The organism is Nesiotobacter zosterae (assembly GCF_033843645.1).
Classification (GTDB): Bacteria; Pseudomonadota; Alphaproteobacteria; order Rhizobiales; family Stappiaceae; genus Pseudovibrio; species Pseudovibrio zosterae.
In genome coordinates, this window is record NZ_JAWXVZ010000002.1 from 84,437 (window position 1) to 102,022 (window position 17,586).

Genomic DNA, 17,586 nt, shown 5'->3' on the forward strand with positions numbered 1-17,586 from the left:
ATAAATGACAGACATTGCTAAACTTGGCATTGAGGTTGATAGCAAGGGCGTAGCGAAGGCCGTATCAGACCTCAACAAGCTTGAGAAATCAGCCGACAGAACAGAAAAAGCGGCGGAGCAGGCCGAAAAGAGTCTAGCGGGCATGTCTGCAACCGCCACCAGACTTTCAAAACCTCTATCTGCCGCAGCGAAGGCGACGGGAGTCTATGTTGACGCGCAAGGTCGTCTCCGAGAGGCGACGGGGCGCTTTGTCTCCAATGCCCGTAAGACGGAATTGGCGGCGAGCGGCCTGATAGGTGAGTTTCAAGAGCTAGCAGACGCGGCAAAGCAAGCGGCTCGGGAGACGGGCAAGGCAATACAGCCCCCGCGATATGTCGATTATGGGGAGCAGTTCGGCCCCATGACCGAAGAAATGGCGCGTTTCCAGCAGCAAGCCAAGCTGACGACATACGAAACAAACATGCTCGGGGCGCAGTTCTCAGACTTGTTTGTGCAGCTTCAGGGCGGCGCCGCTCCGATGACTGCGTTTATCCAGCAGGGCTCCCAAGTTAGCTACATGTTCGGTGCAAAGGGCATCGGACTACGAGGCGCTGTCGGTGCGCTGGCAGAGGGATTTAAGGCGCTCCTGACTCCGATGAACCTCGCAGTCATCGGCATGGGTGTTGCGGCCACTGCTGCCATGAAGCTTTATGAAGCGCTATCTAATGACACAGACGCTGCGTCGGCGCTGGAGCGTCAAAAGCAGCTTATTGATGAACTGGCAGACAGGTATGAGCGCGTTGCGAATGCGGTTCAGATGCTCGGCGAGCAGACCAACCTTGCGTTGCTTCCGCAGGACATTTACGCGGTAAAAAACGCCCTTAATGACACTGAAGTTGCTATCGGTAACGCTCTTGCTGAATTGGAGCAGCTTGCCGACTTCAAGCCGGGCGCGTTGACAAATACACGCGAGATATTCGCAGGCCAGATCATCCCTGACATTCACCGGATGATTGAAGCCACGGCGATGGGTGAAATGTCCGTTGCTGAGCTTCGCAATCGCTTCCTTGAGATGGCAAATGACGCCCCTCATAAAGCGATCAAGGATCTGGCTCTGGAGCTTTACAATGCATCAGAGGGCGCTCAGGACCTTGACCTTTACTCTCAGCAGCTTCAAGGCGCGCTAGAAGCCCTAGGAAACACAGCGCAGGAGGCAGGGGCAAAGGTTGCCGATGCAATGGCAAATAGCCGCATTGGTGGAGCTTTTGGGGTCTTTGAAGAACAAGACGCCAAGAGCCAGCTAGGCAACAAAAGCAGAGCCCCGCGTCGATCAAGTGGCGGCGGTGGTGGCGTTAGCGAATTCCAAAGCGCCGTAGAAGCCGCACAGCGCCAGATAGATGCGTTGAAGCTTGAAGCTGAAACCTACGGCATGGCGGAGCAGGCGGCTCAGGCTTACCGCTTCGAGAAAGAGTTGTTAAAGGCTGCAAGCGCCGATGGGGCCGTTACAGCCGCAGAGACAGAAGCTATTCGCGGTCTTGCTGATGCATATAGCGATGCTGCAAATCAGGCGGCTATGCTGAAGCAGCAACAGGATGCGGTTAATCAGTCTCAAGACCTTGCAAAAACGGCTCTAAGCGGCCTTAGGAACGCGTTGAAAGACGGTGAATTAAGCTGGCAGGAGCTAGGCAATGTCGCTCTATCTGTGCTCGACAAGATCATAAACAAGATTGAGGACCAGCTAATCGACGCGCTTTTCAACGCTCAGAACATGGGCGGCGGTGGCGGCGGCTGGCTTGGGTCCATATTGGGCGGTCTGTTTGGCGGCGGCACATTCTCATCGTTCGGCTTGGCTATGCCATATGCCAATGGCGGTGCTTTCTCTGGCGGGCGTGAGATTGCATTTGCATCCGGCGGCGTTGTTTCCGGCCCGACCAACTTCCCGATGGCTGGCGGCAATATGGGCCTGATGGGTGAGGCTGGTCCAGAGGCTATCATGCCCCTTAAGCGGGGCCCTGACGGGCGTCTAGGCGTAGAGATGACAGGCGGCGGCGGGCAACAGTCAGGCAGGGCTGAGGTTCATGTCTCCGTTAGCGTTGCGGATGATGGAAGCCTACAGGCGTATGTTAATAAAACGGCGGAAGATAAGGCTGTGTCTGTCTCTACAGAAGTCTCTACTCGCATGGTTGAAAGTTATGACTCTAAGCTAAGCGATAGAATTCAAGAAATCGGCAGCAGAGAAGCGCCTTTGGGGTAATCAAATGGCAACGACAATTTACGATTGGCCTGAGGATTTACTTCCGGGGTCTTATCAATTCTACCCGGTTTTTCAAACGACAGACCGGGCAGAGGCGACGAACGGTTTCTCACGCTCGCTTGGTTATGTTGCGGCATCTTGGCGTCTAAAGCTTGAGAATATCCCGCAGTATACCAGTGATCAGGTTCGCAAGCTTCGTAAAATCGTGGGATACATGGGGGGCGATACGCAGCTAGTGCGCATACGCCTCCCAGACCTCTACGGCGCAGGCGGACGCCTCACGCAAGAGAAATACGACATTGACCAAAGACGCAAGCAATACCCGAAAGGCGAGCCTTTTAGCGATGGCACGTTTTTCGATGACGGGTACGGCTTCGCGATTGAGAGCGACTACACCCAGTTTCTGGAACAGGACTCAGGGCTAAATGACCAGCGTCTCTATGTGTCCGGCCTGACCCTTCCTGAGGGCGTCTACGTGTCGATTGACGATTTCATGTACACGGTCGTAGACACCAGCACACCGGGGCAGATCGACATTCGCCCGCCACTGCGTAAAGCCGCGACGGCGGGAACGGCGATTGAATCCGAGCCTGTTTTCATAGGCTACTGCATCACGTCAAACCCGGGCGCCTATTCTCTTAATTCGGCTGGTAACGGTAGGGTAACGCTTGAGTTTCAGGAAGACTTGCGGAGGCTCAGAGAATGAATTTCGAGCCCGTCATTGAAGAAGCCCTTAAGGGAAGCTCCACACCTGTCCTTATCCTGATCGAGGCGCACTACAAGAGCGTGACGCACTACTATCACAATGGCGTCGGGTTTGTTCAAGATATTGAGGGCCGAAAGTATACCGGGCTAGGCGGCAGGGCCTCTATCGGCAACCTTCAGGCCTCGACACTCGGCAAGTCGCGCAAAAACACTGTTACACTGGATCTGAGTAACACGGACATTCAATTTCTATTCGAGGAACAGCAGGACGAGGTTAAAGGCCAACTCTTCAAGTTCTTCATCCAGTTTTTTGGAGAGGGCGAAGACTATGCCAAGCCCTTAGGTCCTCGCTATGGGATCTATACCGGTATTGGTGACAAGCTAACCAAGAGAATGCTCGGCCCTAATCGTCGCGAGATCACCTTACACCTTGAAGATAGGTTTTCACGACAGCGCCAACCTTCGCTTAACCGAGTGACGCGAGAGAGCATGCAACAACGTGATCCTGACACGAGCGGATTTGACTACGTGATGACGCTCGAAGACAAAGTGTTCAACTTCTACCAAGCATGACAGATCAACTTTCGGCCTACTTGGCCCAAGAGCGACTGCGACCCTTCGAATGGGGGCAGCGCAACGGGGATTGTTGCCTATTTGCCTTTGGCTGGACCGCTGAGGCATGGGGCATTGACCCGCGCCCTGCGCATTGGGGCAAGTACAGCACTGAGGATCAGGTCATCGCGTATGTGAAGACCTTAGGCGGGCTTCCTGCCATCCTCAAGAGCCACTACGGCTCACCTGTAAACGACGATCCGAGACGCGGCGATATCGCGCTCTTAGACACGCCTCAGGGCCTTCTTGGGGCGATCTGTTCCGGCGGCGCGTTTTGGTTCCGATGCAACAGAACAGGCGTCGGTTTTATCCCCCTGAGACACGGTAAACCAACACACATTTGGAGGCGATAAAATGCCATTTATCGGCGCGGCCATTGGCGCTATCGCTTCATTTGTGGCGGGCGCAGCGGCGACCATTGCCGCAAGCTCATTCTTTGCGTCGTTCGTCACCTACGCGATTACCACGGCAATCTCTATCGGCCTTTCGTATCTGCTTAGCGCTGTCATGCAGCCAAGCAAGCCAGCAGCGCCAGACCCCTCAGATATTCAGCAGAATATCCGGCAGCGGGTTAAAAGCCAAAGGCGTCTCCATGGCACGACAAAAACAGGGTCTGTTTTGGTGTTTGCTGAGAAGCGGGCAGGGATTACCTATGTCTGGCACTATATCTGCGAAGGGCCTGTTGACTTCATAAAGTTCGAACTTGACGACGAAGAAGTAACTTTGAAGTCAAACGGTTATGTCTCATCTGGACCCAAGAAAAACCGCGTTCGCCTTGTCGCCTTTCCGGGCGTTCCGGGAGCCACGGACGAGACAGACGCAGACTTTTTCAACGCCTTTCCAGAGCTTAACGACCCGGCCAAGCCATTTCGTCACATGGGATGTGCGATGGTCTTGCAGATGTGTAAGCAGGTTGCCAGGGAGGACATGGCAGACGTTTACCCCAACAACCTGCCGAAGCTAAAAGTGGTTGTGCGTCGGCTGGATGTTTACGACCCGCGCACGGACACCTATGGCCCGACAAACAACGCGGCTTTATGTTTTCTAGATGAAGCTGCAGACATCTATCAGCTAGATCCCACGAGTAACACAGACTTTGACCTAACGTCATGGGCTGTATTTGCTAATCATTGCGCTGAAGAAGTGCCGCTTAAAAACGGCACGACAGAGCCACGCTACCGGGCTGACGGGATCATTGAGCGGGACCAAGAACCGGCGTCTCGCATGAATGAGTTGGCCAAGGCCTGCAACGGGTACCCGTATCTTGACTCTGAGATGAGGATCGCGGTTAAGAAGCGCGTAACAGCTTCCCAAGAGGCTGAAATGCGCCATGACAGGGGCGACATCGAGGCGATTGACATCGAGGGCGGGCGGACGCGTGAGGTCGAATGGAACATGGGAACGGCGTCCTATGTCCGGCCCGACAGTTTCCAGTCTGAAAACGTGATCTGGACCGAACCTAATTCCCTTGCCTCAGACGGGCAGACGATTGCACGAAACGAGCTAAAGCTAATGATGGTGCAGTCTGTAACGCAGGCTCAGCGCCTTCTTAAGCTCAAGTGGCACGAAGAAAACCCACGTTTTGCTGGCAATCTTACACTTGGTCCGACAGGCCTGCGGCTTTTTGGTCGAAATACGACACTAGTAGACCTGACGCCAGAGGATGAAACGACATTTCTCGCCCGTTTCGACGGTGTTCAGCTTAACCCGTCATCTATGCAATGCACGGTAAAGTATGTGTCGATCGATCCTTCGGCAGAAGATTGGGACCCTGAAGTGGATGAGCAGTCGCAAGAGCTTCAAGTGCCTGACTTGAGCCAAGAGTTGGAGGATATTCCTCTAGACTTCACGGCGTCTTACACTATAGGTGAGCAAATCGGAACCGGCTTTTTGGGTTCAAAGATATATTCCGCCACCGCAAAGATATTCATCGTCGGCAATAGCGGCGTTGATGTTCCAGAGTACTATTCCCAAGAGGTTCAAGTTTACACTGAATACACCGACGATGAAGGAGAGCAGCGCGCTACATTCTACCCAGTAGAATACGATCAGGACACCAACACTGCAACCGCTGAGGTGAGAGCCTACAGCAGCTTCACGGGGGCAGATGGAAGCCGCGGTTACTTAGTCAGGGCGCGCAACAAGACGCCCGCTAACAGTTGGGACTGGCAAGAGCTGGGGCAGTTCACGGTTGTATTGAGCCCAACCGTCCCCGATGCTCCGGTTTCTGCTTCTGTGACTGACCAAACCGGACTCGTTGCTGGTATCGACTTCACGGCACCAGATGACGGGGCAGTACGTGGCTATCGTGTGTATCGGAATACGTCAGATGACTTTGCGTCTGCAAACCTCGTTGTGACCGACCCAGCAAGCCGCAATCAGGTGATTAGCACCACGGACACGGTTCCTGCCGCAGGCGTCTACTACTATTGGGCTGTGATGATTGACCTGACCGGTACAGAGAGCACACCGCCAACGGCGATAACAGGCTCGCCGGTCACTATCACAGACTAAATCACTCACACAACTGAATTCTACGGCCTGCCACCTCGGCGGGCCTTTTTTATGGGGCAAGCAATGGCTAAAGCACCAAGTGATATATGGTCAGGGAGCGCGCTCACCTTCAAGAGCGACATTGTAGAATGGGCTGACGAAAAGGATACAAAGCTATCGAAAATCAATCCAGACGGCACTGTACCATACACCGCTCAATCTGATATCGGCACAGAGGCAGACCACATTGATGGCAGCGTCCCTTCAAAAGTAGCGAATGTTATAGGTGTTTCTGCACGTATTGAGAGAGTCGTCAAGAGTGCGCAGCAGCTTGCATCGACGCCAGCCACTGAGCCCGCATATAGCGGCGGAGTCAACAACACCCCGACTACATCTGGTGACACTACTCTAGATGTTAATGCTATTTTCGCTTCTCAGAATAGCTTCTCCGAGTTTGTCCGCGCGGTAAACATCGGGTCAATCTACTCATGGGCGAAAGGGAATGTGAGCGGAAACTATTCGTCTCGCCAGTCCAATGCGTGGTCGCCACAGTCAGTAAATTTGGCATCTGAAGAGTGCTATGTTCGTAACGGCTTCCGTGGGGCAAACGTCTCTTCAATTTTCTCTGGTGCAGAAAACGAGACAGATGTAAACCTTGCTGCTAGATCCAGCATGGCAACAGGACGCTCAAGTGTTAATATCGCTACTTCCGGCGGCAGGGCTGGCCGTGGGTTTGGCGCTATGTTTACCCCTACTATCACTGGAGGAGAAATAACTGATCTCACCATTGATGCTGGCGGCGAAGATTATGAAGTGGGAGATAGTATTGCCTTCTATGACCGTGCAGGGGCGGGAGCAGGAGCCACAGCTGAAGTAGCAAGTGTAGGTGCTTCTGGTGAGATTGTTACTGTGACAGTAACAGCACCCGGATCTTCATACTCTGAAATGGTTGACGTAGGCGTTGATAACGGTACTGGAGATTTCAGCGCCAACATCGCCGGGGTCAATTACCCAAGAGCTTACGGCTTGGGGTCTGCGACTATTGCGTCAAGCGGATCTACAGCAGCCGGAGATAACAGCTGCGTATTCGCAGATCAGGACTCAGTGGCCTCAGGCCAAAAGGCATCTGTGTTCGCTTCATTGTCGTGCGAAGCTTCAGGTGATTACTCTTCTGTATTTGGATCTTCTGGATCAATTGCTTCAGGCACATTGTCATCCGTTTTTGCTGCAAACCTGTGTGAAGCCAATGGGTCGCAAAGCGTTGTGATGGGCAGACGTACGATCAACAACGACAATAGGTCATTTGCATTCGGAGACGCTGCCGCTGGTGCAACTTCAACAGCAAATAGGAAGTTTCAGATCCTAGCAAATGGTGACGTTCTGGCGGCTGGTACGTTTCAAGGATCTCATAGCTTTACTGACTATGCTGAATATTTTGAAAATAATATTCTTGGAACAATTCCTCTTGGGACGCTGGTTGCCCTTGAGGGTAGCAAGGTCAGGCCCGCTGTATCTGGGGATGATGTGTTAGGCTGTGTATCTGCTACTGCTATCGTTGCCACAGGTGACACGCCATTTACATGGCAGGGACGCTATGTGACTGGAGAATTTGGTGAGGTAATTTATGACGATATACCGGATCCAGATCATCCGGAACTTATTCCAGATCCAGATCACCCAAAGAGGATCAAGAACCCAAACCACCCTCAGATAGAGAGCATCCCTGTCTATGACGATGACGGATCTATCGTAGACTATCAGTCGGTAACTGTATCTCAAGAATGGATACTGAACCCCGACCCTGCGAGAATGGTCCAAAATCCTAATCCAGCACCTATGATCAGTGTGCCAAGAGAGAATCCTGAGTACGACCCATCATATGAGAATATACCGCGATCAAAGCGGCCAGATGAATGGACATGTGTCGGATTGCTTGGCCAGATCCACACAAGAGTTGATGGCGCCGTTGATGTAGGTGATTGGGTCCAGCCGTCTGATATTCCGGGGGTTGGCACTAAATCTGACACGAAAACAAGCGTCAAGTGCATGTCGATCAAAAAGCCATTCGACGGTGAGTTCGCCATAGCTCACTGCCTTTACAAATAGCTGAGGCATCATGAAAACAAACTTTCAATTAGTGATGGGCTGGGTAAGCCTGTCAGAGGGCGGCTATGTCGACGATCCGGCGGACCCCGGCGGGGCGACAAACCACGGCATCACACGGCAGACGCTTTCGGAGTGGCGCGGGCACGCGGTGACTAAGGACGCTGTGCGGCTGCTGACAAAGGACGAAGCCGAGCAGATTTACAAAGCGCGCTACTTTGATCTTGTGCGCTTTGATGAGCTACCTGCGGGGCTTGATTATACCCTCGTTGACTTTGCGATTAACAGCGGGCCGGGCCGGGCTATCCGGTTCTTGCAGCGGGCTCTGAAGGTCAAGGAAGACGGTGTTTTCGGGCCGGTCACTATGACTGCGGTCGAGCATTGTTTGGCAATGGGAAACATGCCTGCTCTTATTGTCTCGATCAATGAGAAGCGGCTTGCTTTCATGCGCTCGCTGCGTCATTGGCCGCGATTTAAGAACGGCTGGACGCGGCGCGTCATGGGCGATGTAATGGGTTCTCAGCGTGACGATATCGGCGTTATTGACCGCTCTATCATGCTTTACAACCGGCATTACGGGCACCGTCAGGAAGTGCCGATCCCAGATCCAAAGCCAGCTAGGGGTAAGGCAGAAGGCAAGGCCAGCGCCAAGGCTCAGTGGCTATCGCAAGATGGCATGAGCAAGATTGCAGCCGCAGCGGGCACGCTTGGCAGTGCGTTCGCCGGTCAGCCGATCCTGCAATACGGTCTGGTAGCAATCGCGCTTGTGGGTCTTGGGTATCTCATCTATCGACAGACTCAAGCGGAGCCTGCCCATGCTTAGCCTCTGGCCTAAATTGAAGACGTATGCAGCGCTCGCGGGCGCTTTTTTTGTGTCGGTTGGTCTGGTGGCGTGGCGGGCTTTTGTCGCCGGGAAACAGGCGGAGAAGGGGCAGGAGGCGCGTGAGCGTCTCCAAGCCTCACAAGAGGCCAGAGAGGCGGAAAATGAAGTATCGAGCTATTCCGATAGCGCTGTTGACCATGGTCTTTCTAGCTGGGTGCGCAAGCGGTAGCGCGTCATTCTGCGACATCGCGCGCCCCATTTACCTAGACAGCCTGACCGGCAAAACAGAAACAGAAAAACGGGACATCCTCGCACACAACCTCACAGGGGCAAAGCTGTGCGGGTGGAAGCCAGTAAAGGCCAAATGATGGACGAAACAGCTCGTGCCATTGGCAACTTGGAGGGGGAAGTAAAATCCCTTCACTCGGCGCTAGAAGGCGTTACGGCGCACATGAGAGCGCAGGACGCCAAGAGAGACGCGCAAACGGCAGAGATCAGCGCGCAGATATCGCAGCTTAATGAAACGATGGTCAAGCGAGAGAGCGAGCGCAAGGGTAGTCTGAAGGCGTATACCTTTGTCGCCACCGCTTCAGCTACGGTTTCAGGGCTGGTTATCAAATTCCTGCCATTCATGCCGATGCGATAGGAGCCGCAGTTGACTAGACCAAGCGACGCGGACATTATCGCCGCGTATGACAAAGTAGGAACAAAACAGGGCGCCTGCAAATACCTTCGAGCCCAAGGCTTCGAGATCCCGCGCACGACATTCCGGCGCCGCCTGAACCGCCTATCTCCAAACGGCGGCAATCCCCCGGCTGGGATGGAAACGCGCTCTGTGACCGTCTCAGAAGACGCGCAAGGCAATGTCAGGGGCCGGTCGATCAAATACGCAGAGGAACGGCCTCAGGACTTCGAGCCGGACACCGGGCTAGCGGTCAAAGGCCGATCTACGCTAGTCGATGGTGAAGGCCGGGTTATCCAAGAATGGATCAAGGAAGACCGGAAACGCCTTGATCCGGAGTTCATTGCACGTGAAATAATCGACGCTTTCAAAGCCGATCTACCACGCGCGGCCGCAGTTGAACCGCCCCGGCCGGGCGACTCTGACCTGTGCGCCACCTATGTTCTGACTGACTATCATCTGGGTATGCTAGCAGATGAAGATGAAACGCGGGTCGCAGACTGGGATATGGACAAAGCCGAGGACCTGATTGTGAAGTGGTTCGGCGCTGCCATTGATCAGGCTCCGGCCGCTAATACGGCCGTACTTGCACAACTTGGCGATTTCCTGCATTGGGACGGTCTAGCGGCCGTAACTCCAACGAGCGGGCACCTTCTAGACGCTGACACACGTTGGCATAAGCTTGTGAGGCGGGCGCTCTCAATCGTGCGCCGGATTGTGCAGGCAATGCTTGAAAAACACGGGCAAGTCCGCCTTGTATGGGTTTCCGGTAACCACGACATGTCGAGCTCGGTCATGATGCGTGAGTTCTTGTCTGTGCTCTACGAGCATGAGCCAAGGATCAGCGTAGACACTACGGCCGACTTGTTCCACGCCTTCGAGTTTGGCAATACGTCTCTGTTTTTCCATCACGGGCACCGGCGCGGCGTTAATCAAATCGCGCAGACCATGGCGGCAAAGTTCAGGGACATCTACGGCCGGACAAAATACAGCTACGCGCATATCGGGCATTTCCACCACAAGGACCAAATAAAAGCCAAGGAAGACAGTCTTATGGAAGTGGAGCAACACCAGACTCTAGCCCCGGCCGACGCGCATAGCGCGACATCTGGCTACCTGTCCAAGAGGTCGGCGCAGGTCATCACATATCATCGAGAGTATGGCGAAACAGGGCGCCTAACAATACGGCCGGAGATGGTTTTATGAGTGGACTTAAAGACGATAAGTTGAAGCCTATGCCAGCGCTTCTTTTTGTGTCGCTGGCACGGCCTCTAGCGCAAGTGGTGGACGTTCTCACATTCGGGGCCCGTAAATATGCCCCTGATAACTGGTCAAAGGTTGAAAAGGAGCGCTATTGGGATGCGCTCTATAGGCATCTAGGCGCGTTCCATCGCGGCGAAAAGGAAGATCCTGAAACCGGCATTCATCACCTTGCACACGCCGCCTGCAATATCCTATTCCTTCTCTGGCATGAGACGAGTGAAGACTAGGCCGCTGCACTGTCCCTTTGTGCGCCGGTCCATGCCGCGTCAAACTCAAGACAGGCTTCCATCGGCGTGACGCCTCGCCCTTGAACTTCTCCGTATTCTGCAACCCACTCTGACCCGCTCTTAAGAACGTGTGGGCGCATTGTAACGTGTGGAAGCATCAATTGCTCAGCCGCCTGTTTAAATGCGTCTGCAACGTCCTGAGAGAGCAGGGTAATAGCTTCTTCTGCGGCGGGGAAATGTGTCATACCGGCGTCTCCAAATCACTTTCTGAAACGCCGATAGCGTCATGTAGATTGTTAAAATTGTCAATATCTCAGAGTGTAAAAAGGACGGTCTGCAACCCGTCCCCCAGTGGTCTCCATTTATGGGCGCGGCCTAGCTGCGCTCACCCTCCTTTAAGCCCTCCCTTATCTTCTTTGCCGCTGCCTTGATCCGGGTTGACCCCGTGAGTCCTACGTACTCCATGCACTCTACAATGTGGTCCAGTTCGCGAAGTCCTTCCTCCAACTTACTCACGCTGCTTTCCTTTCCTCTTGACTCAGTTCATTCTGACGCACCTTATATATGCTTCTGCATATATCCTGTACGCCGTGATCTATGATTGTAGCTCTGTAGTGCCTGCCAGCCTCTTCTAGTAGTTCCTTTGATCCGGCTGCACAGAACGCTACCGCTACTGCCATAATAGCCTCACTAGGCTTTTCTGGCGGGCGTGGTGGCATTGATCCTCCTATCCATTATCTTGCCCGTATGCCTGTTTGGCATAACCGGCGATCATCGCAGCATATGCCGATGAAAGACCGCACCACGCTCCTTCCGGCGCGTCTTCGAAGCGGTCATGGGCTTCATATGCAGCGTCTATCATTTGACTTGTCGCTCTGATCGGAACGACTGCGAATCCGGCCTTTGATAATCTTTCAACATCCTCTCTGCTGATGTGGTCTAGTGGGTCTGTCATATTTCCTCCTGTGCTATGAAACGCGCTCAATCGTCACCTTGAAATCGCCAAGTTCTCGGCCCTTGTGTGACAGACCCTTGATATTTGACGTTACTTCTTGACCGGGGCGAAGGTTCCTGACACCTATCATGCAGCACCCTTGCAACCATATAGCCGCTTTTTTACGCTCTTCCTCTGTCATTTGATCAAAGAACTTTTTAGGGAACGTCTGTTCGGCAATGCCTTCTGCATAAAAGAATGTTCCTTTGCAGAACCCGGCTAGCCAAGACACAAAATATTTGAGCATCAGGCCGCGCTCCTGTAATCAAACGGCAAAGACATTTGCGCCTTCACCTCTTTGTGCGTCTCAGTCGTGATCAAGCCTTTCGCATAGAAACGATCAGCAAGGTACAGCAATCCTTTCGGCGTCACCATTGTGGTGTAGCTAGAGCCTTCTTCTCCACCCGGCTTCGTGAATGTCATCCAGCGCACAGTGAATATCCCCTTGTCAACATAAGGTGCCTTTGGCATTGGCGGCTTGCTACCCTGCTTCTTGAACAGGAAGCCCAATTCACGCAGCTTGTCATTGAATTTATGCGGACCCCAGCCCAAGGCCTTGGCAGCGACATTCAGGTTCATGTCTTTTGCTGTGTTCAAGAACGTTTCACTTGCAACGATTGCCGGTTGAGCCGCTTCAAGTGCCTTTGTGGTCGCGCTGGCTACCTTCTCGGCAGTGTTTTTCTGCTCCACTGCGTCGGCCCATGCTCTGGCAGCTTCAACGGGGTTCGTGAAGTCTGGCAGTTCAAAAGCTGGCTTTGCCTTCAAGCGGGCGTTTTCTTCCTTCAGTCGGTAGACCTCTGTGATTACGCGGTCACGCAGTTCAACCGAGTACCCAAGCAACACGTTCATCAGGTAGCGCTCTGGGAGGAGGTACTCTAAAACCTCTTTGTTTTGCGCCGTAAAATAGGACGACGCAAATTTGCGTTCTCCTAAATTCAGCTTTTCACACATGTTACGAATGTCTCGACAGACATCGGAATGGCGCTTCCCTGCCTTCTCTGCTACCATGCGGGAAGAGAACAGCAGCTCACCGTCCTGAATAACGGGCTCGATAGAGACCCCACGCGATGATTGTTCTGCGTCCCGCTCTTCCGCTTGCGCTTCTATATCCTCCCAACGATCTTCTATCACTGCTTTGCGCATTTTGGCCGTATAGCCTGCCACCAAAGTGTAGGTCAGATTTTTAGGCAAGATGTATTCAGTCAGTGCGCGGCCCTTGCTGTCCTTGTACTGGCTTCGAAATTTTGCTTCATCCTCTCCCAAGTCATTCATCATTTTGCGAATGTCTCGAAGAACATTAGAGTGCCGCTTGCCTGTGAGTTCTGCAATCCTGCGGCTGGTTATTGTCATTTCGCTGTTGTCGTTGCTCTGGCTGTTCACAATCTTACGCATTGTCGCCCTCCTTCTCTGCGTCTCGCTTCATCTCAGTTGCCAGGATGTGGTTAATCTCTGCTGTCATTGACCGCATGTTTTCCGCTGCACGTTCCCGCACCCATACCTTGGTCTTTTCCGGGACTCGCAAACGGAAATAATCGCTTTCTTTCTGCATGTTTGTTCTTCCTCTGTTCAAAATTGCCTCTACACTGTACAAACAAGGGCAATTGCAGTCAAGGCAAAAGTGGTTCAATCATGGGGCATGACACAGCATGAAACACCATACTTCCGCCTGAGGGTGCCTGAGCCCCTAAAGGTGAAGATCAAACAAGCCGCAGAAAATGAAGGCCGGTCTATGACCGCTGAGATCATCCAGCGGCTAGAGCAGTCTTTTAAGCATGACTATGGGGAGGTGGACGAAGCAATTACCGACCTTTACAGGCAGGTGGATAAGCTTAACAGGGACTTGGAGAAGGTTATTTCTTTGTCCGGTCTTGACGGGAAGGTATAAAAAAGGGCGGCTCTATTGCCGCCCCGTGTTGCTCAAAAGCCCTCTGGCTTACTGGTTCCGTTCCACGCAACGCCAGCTACTAACTGCTGACAAGCGGCGGCAGGGCTATTCCAGATGGCGACTGACCTTGCTTGTTGCTGCACGCGATTGTATGCGGCTTGGAAGTCGGCACGTGTCGCCCCAAGGGCCTTGGCCTTCTTCCGGTTTTCGTCCCCGTCCTTCTTGAGCCGCTGGATTTGCTCATACCCACCAACATTCGGACATGAGGCCGCTGCAATCTCTGCCCCGGCTGCGCGGTTTGCATATACCTCCATCTCGCTCTGTGGCATTTGTGCTGTCTGGCACCCCGCCAAACCAAGCAATAGCGCGACTGCAATCGCTCTAGTCTTCATTTCCCACCTGTTCGCTTTCAATAAAACATGCGCCAGCGCCATGCGATACTGCGCCAGCCGAAATAAGCGCGACTCCATTTTCTCGGAGTACGTCACTAATGCTCTGTATGGTTTGATAATTACCCTGTATCACCCCCTTGGTTGACTCATATCTTTTAATTGTAGGAACCGACACGCCGCAACCCTTGGCTAGGTCTGATTGCTTTAATCCTGCAAGCGTTCGTGCCGCTGCCAGTTGGCGTCCTGTCAGCATAATTTATCCCTTTAGCTATTTTTTTATACCTTTGGTATTGACCAAATGGCCATTTCATAATACCTATAGATCAACAAGGCGATTTGAGCAACACAAATTTGGAGCGACACCATGAAAAACGAAATCAACCTTTCAGCACTTTTTAAAGATCCGTTTCTCAAGGCTGCGTTCCAGCGCGCAGAACGTGACAGCGGCAACGCATATGCGGTGCCTGCTCCAAAGCGTCCGAGCCTTTCCGGCGGCGCGGCTGTGCGTGTTCTAGAAGCTGCATAAGAGGGGGTTCTGATGCTTTACATCAACAAGGCTGCATTGACTGATTACCAGCTTGCCACGCTCTACGAGTGCCTTTCTACGATCAGTGAAACGGCGTCTGCTTTGTCGTGTGCGCCACGCTGCCAAGGCGAGGGCGAGGTAATCGGTAACCTAATCTTACATCTGGTCGATACCTTCGACGGTGAGATGAACCAGATTGCAGACACGGCCAGCAGTCGCCCGCGCAATCAGGACACGGCGCGCATTCATCTGCATGACCTTATTCGGCGCGGTGACTTTGACGAAGTTCAACACCCTACCGGCCTTACTTCCAGCACCCAGACCAAGGGAGACTTTATCAATGCCTGACATTATTTCTTTTGAAATGAACGACAACAAAAAGTTCAAGATGTCATCTTTGGACTTTCTCAACGAGGTCATTAACCCGGCCCGCGAGGCGGCAGGTGAGGCGGCTCATAAGAACAGCAAATTTCTTCGGAAGATTGAGGATGAAATTGATGACTTGGGGGTGGGGACAAAAATTCCCCACCCTTATAACCCCAATCAGACCATGACAGTTTACGAGCTGACATTTGAACAAATGACCCTTGTCGGTATGCGTGAGAGCAAGGCTGTTCGCCGTGCGGTTCTGGCAAAGCTCAAGACGATGCATCATCAGGCAAGCACGCCTCAGCTTCCCAAAGACTACCTATCCGCCCTCAAGGCGTTAGTTGTCTCCGAAGAAAACCGGATGACTGTCATTGCTGAAAACAGCCAGCTTGCTAAGGCCGTCAAGGAAATGGAGCCGAAGGTTGACGCCTATGACGATATCAGCCAAGCGGTAAATGCTCAGACATTGGACGTAGCCGCGAAGATCCTAAAGACCGGACCAAACCGCCTGACGCGCTGGCTTCGTGACAACGGATATTTCAAGCACACCACAGTTCCATACCAAAAGTACGTCGATCGGAAGCTATTCCGCCTCGTCGAGAAATCGTATCGACATAACAAGACAGGAGAGAAGGTCGTTTATCACCAAACTTTGGTGACAGGCAAGGGCATACTACACATCAGCAAGCAAATGAACGGCGGCGCTCCGTTGTTTCTTCCTCTTGGTGATGACACGGAAGCGGCATAGGAGTCTATCATGTCAAAGGTAATTCAATTCCCGTCTGGAAGGCGATTTATAACGTCTAGAGAACTGACGGACCATGAGTTTGTCCATGTTCTTGACAACGAAACACACTTAGAGACTGCTCTATTCGTCCTGTACGACGATCTAGTCACCGTCCTAATAGAGGGGAGTTGGGAAGGCCGCAAAATAGCGGCACCTATCCTGCAAGAGGTTACTCAGGCACAAATCGAACTGGCACGGGCGCAGGCAAAGGCAGCAAGTGTGGTGCGTAAGCATGAGCACCTTATTGGGAACTACGCGACCAACAACCTCAACAAAGCCTCTCTGAAAAGAATAACTAAGATGCGCGCCGAGCAGGGAAACTAGACCGGAACGGGCGGCGTTCCCGCGTCGCCATTCCATATATTTTACAGCAACTTACGCCAATTTGTGCTAAATTAAATCAGGAGGTAAAAGCATGACTTCAAAGAAATACAAGGTCACCGCATACCGTGTAGAGCCCGTGACACGTGTTTATAAAGCAAAGTCAGAACAGGAAGCCGCAGAGAAAATGGAGAAGTACGTATAGAACAGGGAAGAAGAATTCGGGCAAGAGTTCTTGCGTGGCGGCTACTATGTTTATGAGGTGAAGTGATGACCAAGTACCACACAGACAGCAAGGGCCGCAAGATACCGCGTCTAGAGCCGGTGCGGTATTCAGACAGTGACAGGCCGACAATCAAGGAGGCCTGCGACTACGCACAGAAGGCATTTACAGAAACATTGAGGAGCTTGGAGAGGGATGAAAACAGTACCAGCACGTGATGTGCTTGATGAGTGCCTGACGCCAGAGCAGAAAGAGGAAGTGAATGGGAGGCTTGCAGAACTAAAGGCGCAAAAGGCTCTTGATGCCTGCCGTAAGCTAGTCGACTCATACATGCCTGAATTCGGAACTTATGCTTTGGGGGAGCTTTATGAAGCTCGGATGGACGCCGAGGCGGCAATCAAATTGCATGGAAAAGTTCAGGGCAAAATTGAAGAGGCTCGGCAATGACGTGGCAACCGATTGAAACAGCGCCGAGAGATGTTACCCGTATTGTCCTATGACTTAAAACAAAGCCTCCCGTTAATATGGGAGGCTCTGGCCCGAACGGGTCTTGAATACGGATACACTGTAGAGCCGCTGACATAAGAAAACTGGCCCGTACAACAGAGTGTTGAAACACAAAGTGCAGTGGGGCCAGCCGTGTCTTGATTGCTTGAAGGCAATCACGAAACAGTCGTGTAGCAACACTGTTTATGGTGCATCGGCGTTTTCATGTCAAGTCTGGCGTCTATAGGTGCCGAACCAACGCCTGATTGGTTTGAACAGTAGTTCAAGAGAACACTTCACAAATTCGCTTCTAAGTCATTGATTTTAATGGTCGGGCAGGCCGGATTTGAACCGACGACCCCTTCACCCCCAGTGAAGTGCGCTACCAGGCTGCGCTACTACCCGTCCATGCCAAAACCATCCGGTGTTTACAGGTTTTGGGCCGCTAAAAAAGCTGCGGCG

24 protein-coding genes and 1 tRNA gene are annotated in these 17,586 nt (G+C 52.8%); 17 read left to right on the forward strand and 8 right to left on the reverse strand.

The genetic code is table 11. From position 1 onward, the window contains the following. Positions 1 to 4 precede the first annotated feature (4 nt). The 11 genes from Q3Y58_RS03310 to Q3Y58_RS03355 all read left to right on the forward strand — a co-directional run bounded on the left by Q3Y58_RS03310 (position 5) and on the right by Q3Y58_RS03355 (position 11,141). A complete protein-coding gene (locus tag Q3Y58_RS03310) occupies positions 5 to 2,233 on the forward strand; it encodes a phage tail length tape measure family protein (protein ID WP_319621014.1) in 2,229 nt (742 codons plus the stop codon). A gap of 4 nt (positions 2,234 to 2,237) precedes the next feature. Next, positions 2,238 to 2,939, forward strand: a complete 702-nt coding sequence (locus Q3Y58_RS03315) for a hypothetical protein (protein ID WP_319621015.1) — start codon at positions 2,238 to 2,240, stop codon at positions 2,937 to 2,939. Continuing rightward, positions 2,936 to 3,511 carry a hypothetical protein gene (locus tag Q3Y58_RS03320; protein WP_319621017.1) on the forward strand — a complete coding sequence of 192 codons (576 nt, stop codon included), beginning with the start codon at positions 2,936 to 2,938 and terminating at the stop codon, positions 3,509 to 3,511. The genes Q3Y58_RS03315 and Q3Y58_RS03320 overlap by 4 nt, the downstream gene beginning before the upstream one ends. Further along, a complete protein-coding gene (locus tag Q3Y58_RS19485) occupies positions 3,508 to 3,903 on the forward strand; it encodes a DUF6950 family protein (RefSeq protein WP_413697778.1) in 396 nt (131 codons plus the stop codon). The genes Q3Y58_RS03320 and Q3Y58_RS19485 overlap by 4 nt, the downstream gene beginning before the upstream one ends. A 1-nt stretch (position 3,904) precedes the next feature. Next, positions 3,905 to 6,064, forward strand: coding sequence for a phage tail protein (locus tag Q3Y58_RS03325; RefSeq protein WP_319621018.1), 2,160 nt, complete (start codon positions 3,905 to 3,907; stop codon positions 6,062 to 6,064). Positions 6,065 to 6,127: 63 nt separating this feature from the next. Beyond that, positions 6,128 to 8,149 carry a peptidase G2 autoproteolytic cleavage domain-containing protein gene (locus Q3Y58_RS03330; protein WP_319621019.1) on the forward strand — a complete coding sequence of 674 codons (2,022 nt, stop codon included), beginning with the start codon at positions 6,128 to 6,130 and terminating at the stop codon, positions 8,147 to 8,149. A 10-nt stretch (positions 8,150 to 8,159) separates the two neighbouring features. Further along, positions 8,160 to 8,969: a glycoside hydrolase family 108 protein gene (locus tag Q3Y58_RS03335; protein ID WP_319621021.1), complete on the forward strand. Its 810-nt coding sequence runs from the start codon at positions 8,160 to 8,162 to the stop codon at positions 8,967 to 8,969. Continuing rightward, positions 8,962 to 9,198 (forward strand): hypothetical protein, encoded by a 237-nt coding sequence (locus tag Q3Y58_RS03340; RefSeq protein WP_319621023.1) that lies wholly within the window; start codon positions 8,962 to 8,964, stop codon positions 9,196 to 9,198. Before Q3Y58_RS03335 ends, Q3Y58_RS03340 begins: the two co-directional genes overlap by 8 nt. Before the next feature lie 135 nt (positions 9,199 to 9,333). Beyond that, a complete protein-coding gene (locus tag Q3Y58_RS03345) occupies positions 9,334 to 9,615 on the forward strand; it encodes a hypothetical protein (protein ID WP_319621024.1) in 282 nt (93 codons plus the stop codon). A 9-nt stretch (positions 9,616 to 9,624) separates the two neighbouring features. Then, complete coding sequence (locus tag Q3Y58_RS03350) at positions 9,625 to 10,857, forward strand: metallophosphoesterase (RefSeq protein ID WP_319621025.1); 1,233 nt, start codon at positions 9,625 to 9,627, stop codon at positions 10,855 to 10,857. Next, positions 10,854 to 11,141, forward strand: a complete 288-nt coding sequence (locus Q3Y58_RS03355) for a dATP/dGTP diphosphohydrolase domain-containing protein (RefSeq protein ID WP_319621026.1) — start codon at positions 10,854 to 10,856, stop codon at positions 11,139 to 11,141. Before Q3Y58_RS03350 ends, Q3Y58_RS03355 begins: the two co-directional genes overlap by 4 nt. Here the strand turns inward: Q3Y58_RS03355 and Q3Y58_RS03360 are convergent. From Q3Y58_RS03360 to Q3Y58_RS03380, 5 genes are all read right to left on the reverse strand, one after another. After that, positions 11,138 to 11,386, reverse strand: coding sequence for a hypothetical protein (locus tag Q3Y58_RS03360; RefSeq protein WP_319621028.1), 249 nt, complete (start codon positions 11,384 to 11,386; stop codon positions 11,138 to 11,140). The genes Q3Y58_RS03355 and Q3Y58_RS03360 overlap by 4 nt on opposite strands. 482 nt (positions 11,387 to 11,868) lie before the next feature. Further along, positions 11,869 to 12,003 (reverse strand): hypothetical protein, encoded by a 135-nt coding sequence (locus Q3Y58_RS03365; protein ID WP_319621029.1) that lies wholly within the window; start codon positions 12,001 to 12,003, stop codon positions 11,869 to 11,871. A gap of 106 nt (positions 12,004 to 12,109) precedes the next feature. Continuing rightward, a complete protein-coding gene (locus Q3Y58_RS03370; protein ID WP_319621030.1) occupies positions 12,110 to 12,382 on the reverse strand; it encodes a hypothetical protein in 273 nt (90 codons plus the stop codon). Continuing rightward, positions 12,382 to 13,527, reverse strand: coding sequence for a Rha family transcriptional regulator (locus Q3Y58_RS03375; protein WP_319621031.1), 1,146 nt, complete (start codon positions 13,525 to 13,527; stop codon positions 12,382 to 12,384). Before Q3Y58_RS03375 ends, Q3Y58_RS03370 begins: the two co-directional genes overlap by 1 nt. After that, positions 13,520 to 13,684: a FitA-like ribbon-helix-helix domain-containing protein gene (locus tag Q3Y58_RS03380; RefSeq protein WP_319621033.1), complete on the reverse strand. Its 165-nt coding sequence runs from the start codon at positions 13,682 to 13,684 to the stop codon at positions 13,520 to 13,522. Before Q3Y58_RS03380 ends, Q3Y58_RS03375 begins: the two co-directional genes overlap by 8 nt. An 87-nt stretch (positions 13,685 to 13,771) precedes the next feature. Between Q3Y58_RS03380 and Q3Y58_RS03385 the strand changes: the two genes are divergently transcribed. Continuing rightward, on the forward strand, positions 13,772 to 14,020 hold the full coding sequence (locus Q3Y58_RS03385; protein WP_319621035.1) for an Arc family DNA-binding protein: 249 nt from the start codon (positions 13,772 to 13,774) through the stop codon (positions 14,018 to 14,020). Positions 14,021 to 14,052: 32 nt separating this feature from the next. Here Q3Y58_RS03385 and Q3Y58_RS03390 read toward each other — a convergent pair whose 3' ends face one another. Both Q3Y58_RS03390 and Q3Y58_RS03395 read right to left on the reverse strand, forming a co-directional pair. Further along, on the reverse strand, positions 14,053 to 14,412 hold the full coding sequence (locus Q3Y58_RS03390) for a hypothetical protein (RefSeq protein WP_319621036.1): 360 nt from the start codon (positions 14,410 to 14,412) through the stop codon (positions 14,053 to 14,055). Then, positions 14,402 to 14,665, reverse strand: coding sequence for a helix-turn-helix domain-containing protein (locus Q3Y58_RS03395; RefSeq protein WP_319621037.1), 264 nt, complete (start codon positions 14,663 to 14,665; stop codon positions 14,402 to 14,404). Before Q3Y58_RS03395 ends, Q3Y58_RS03390 begins: the two co-directional genes overlap by 11 nt. Positions 14,666 to 14,776: 111 nt before the next feature. Between Q3Y58_RS03395 and Q3Y58_RS03400 the strand changes: the two genes are divergently transcribed. From Q3Y58_RS03400 to Q3Y58_RS03420, 5 genes are all read left to right on the forward strand, one after another. Further along, positions 14,777 to 14,938 (forward strand): hypothetical protein, encoded by a 162-nt coding sequence (locus Q3Y58_RS03400; protein ID WP_319621039.1) that lies wholly within the window; start codon positions 14,777 to 14,779, stop codon positions 14,936 to 14,938. A 12-nt stretch (positions 14,939 to 14,950) separates the two neighbouring features. Next, positions 14,951 to 15,286: a hypothetical protein gene (locus tag Q3Y58_RS03405; RefSeq protein ID WP_319621040.1), complete on the forward strand. Its 336-nt coding sequence runs from the start codon at positions 14,951 to 14,953 to the stop codon at positions 15,284 to 15,286. Next, a complete protein-coding gene (locus Q3Y58_RS03410; protein ID WP_319621041.1) occupies positions 15,279 to 16,055 on the forward strand; it encodes a phage antirepressor KilAC domain-containing protein in 777 nt (258 codons plus the stop codon). Before Q3Y58_RS03405 ends, Q3Y58_RS03410 begins: the two co-directional genes overlap by 8 nt. A 9-nt stretch (positions 16,056 to 16,064) precedes the next feature. Further along, entirely contained in the window at positions 16,065 to 16,418 is a 354-nt protein-coding gene (locus Q3Y58_RS03415) for a hypothetical protein (RefSeq protein WP_319621042.1), read from the forward strand. A gap of 415 nt (positions 16,419 to 16,833) precedes the next feature. After that, a complete protein-coding gene (locus Q3Y58_RS03420) occupies positions 16,834 to 17,085 on the forward strand; it encodes a hypothetical protein (RefSeq protein ID WP_319621043.1) in 252 nt (83 codons plus the stop codon). Positions 17,086 to 17,452: 367 nt separating this feature from the next. Here Q3Y58_RS03420 and Q3Y58_RS03425 read toward each other — a convergent pair. Then, positions 17,453 to 17,529, reverse strand: a tRNA-Pro gene (locus Q3Y58_RS03425). Between the last annotated feature and the right edge of the window lie 57 nt (positions 17,530 to 17,586).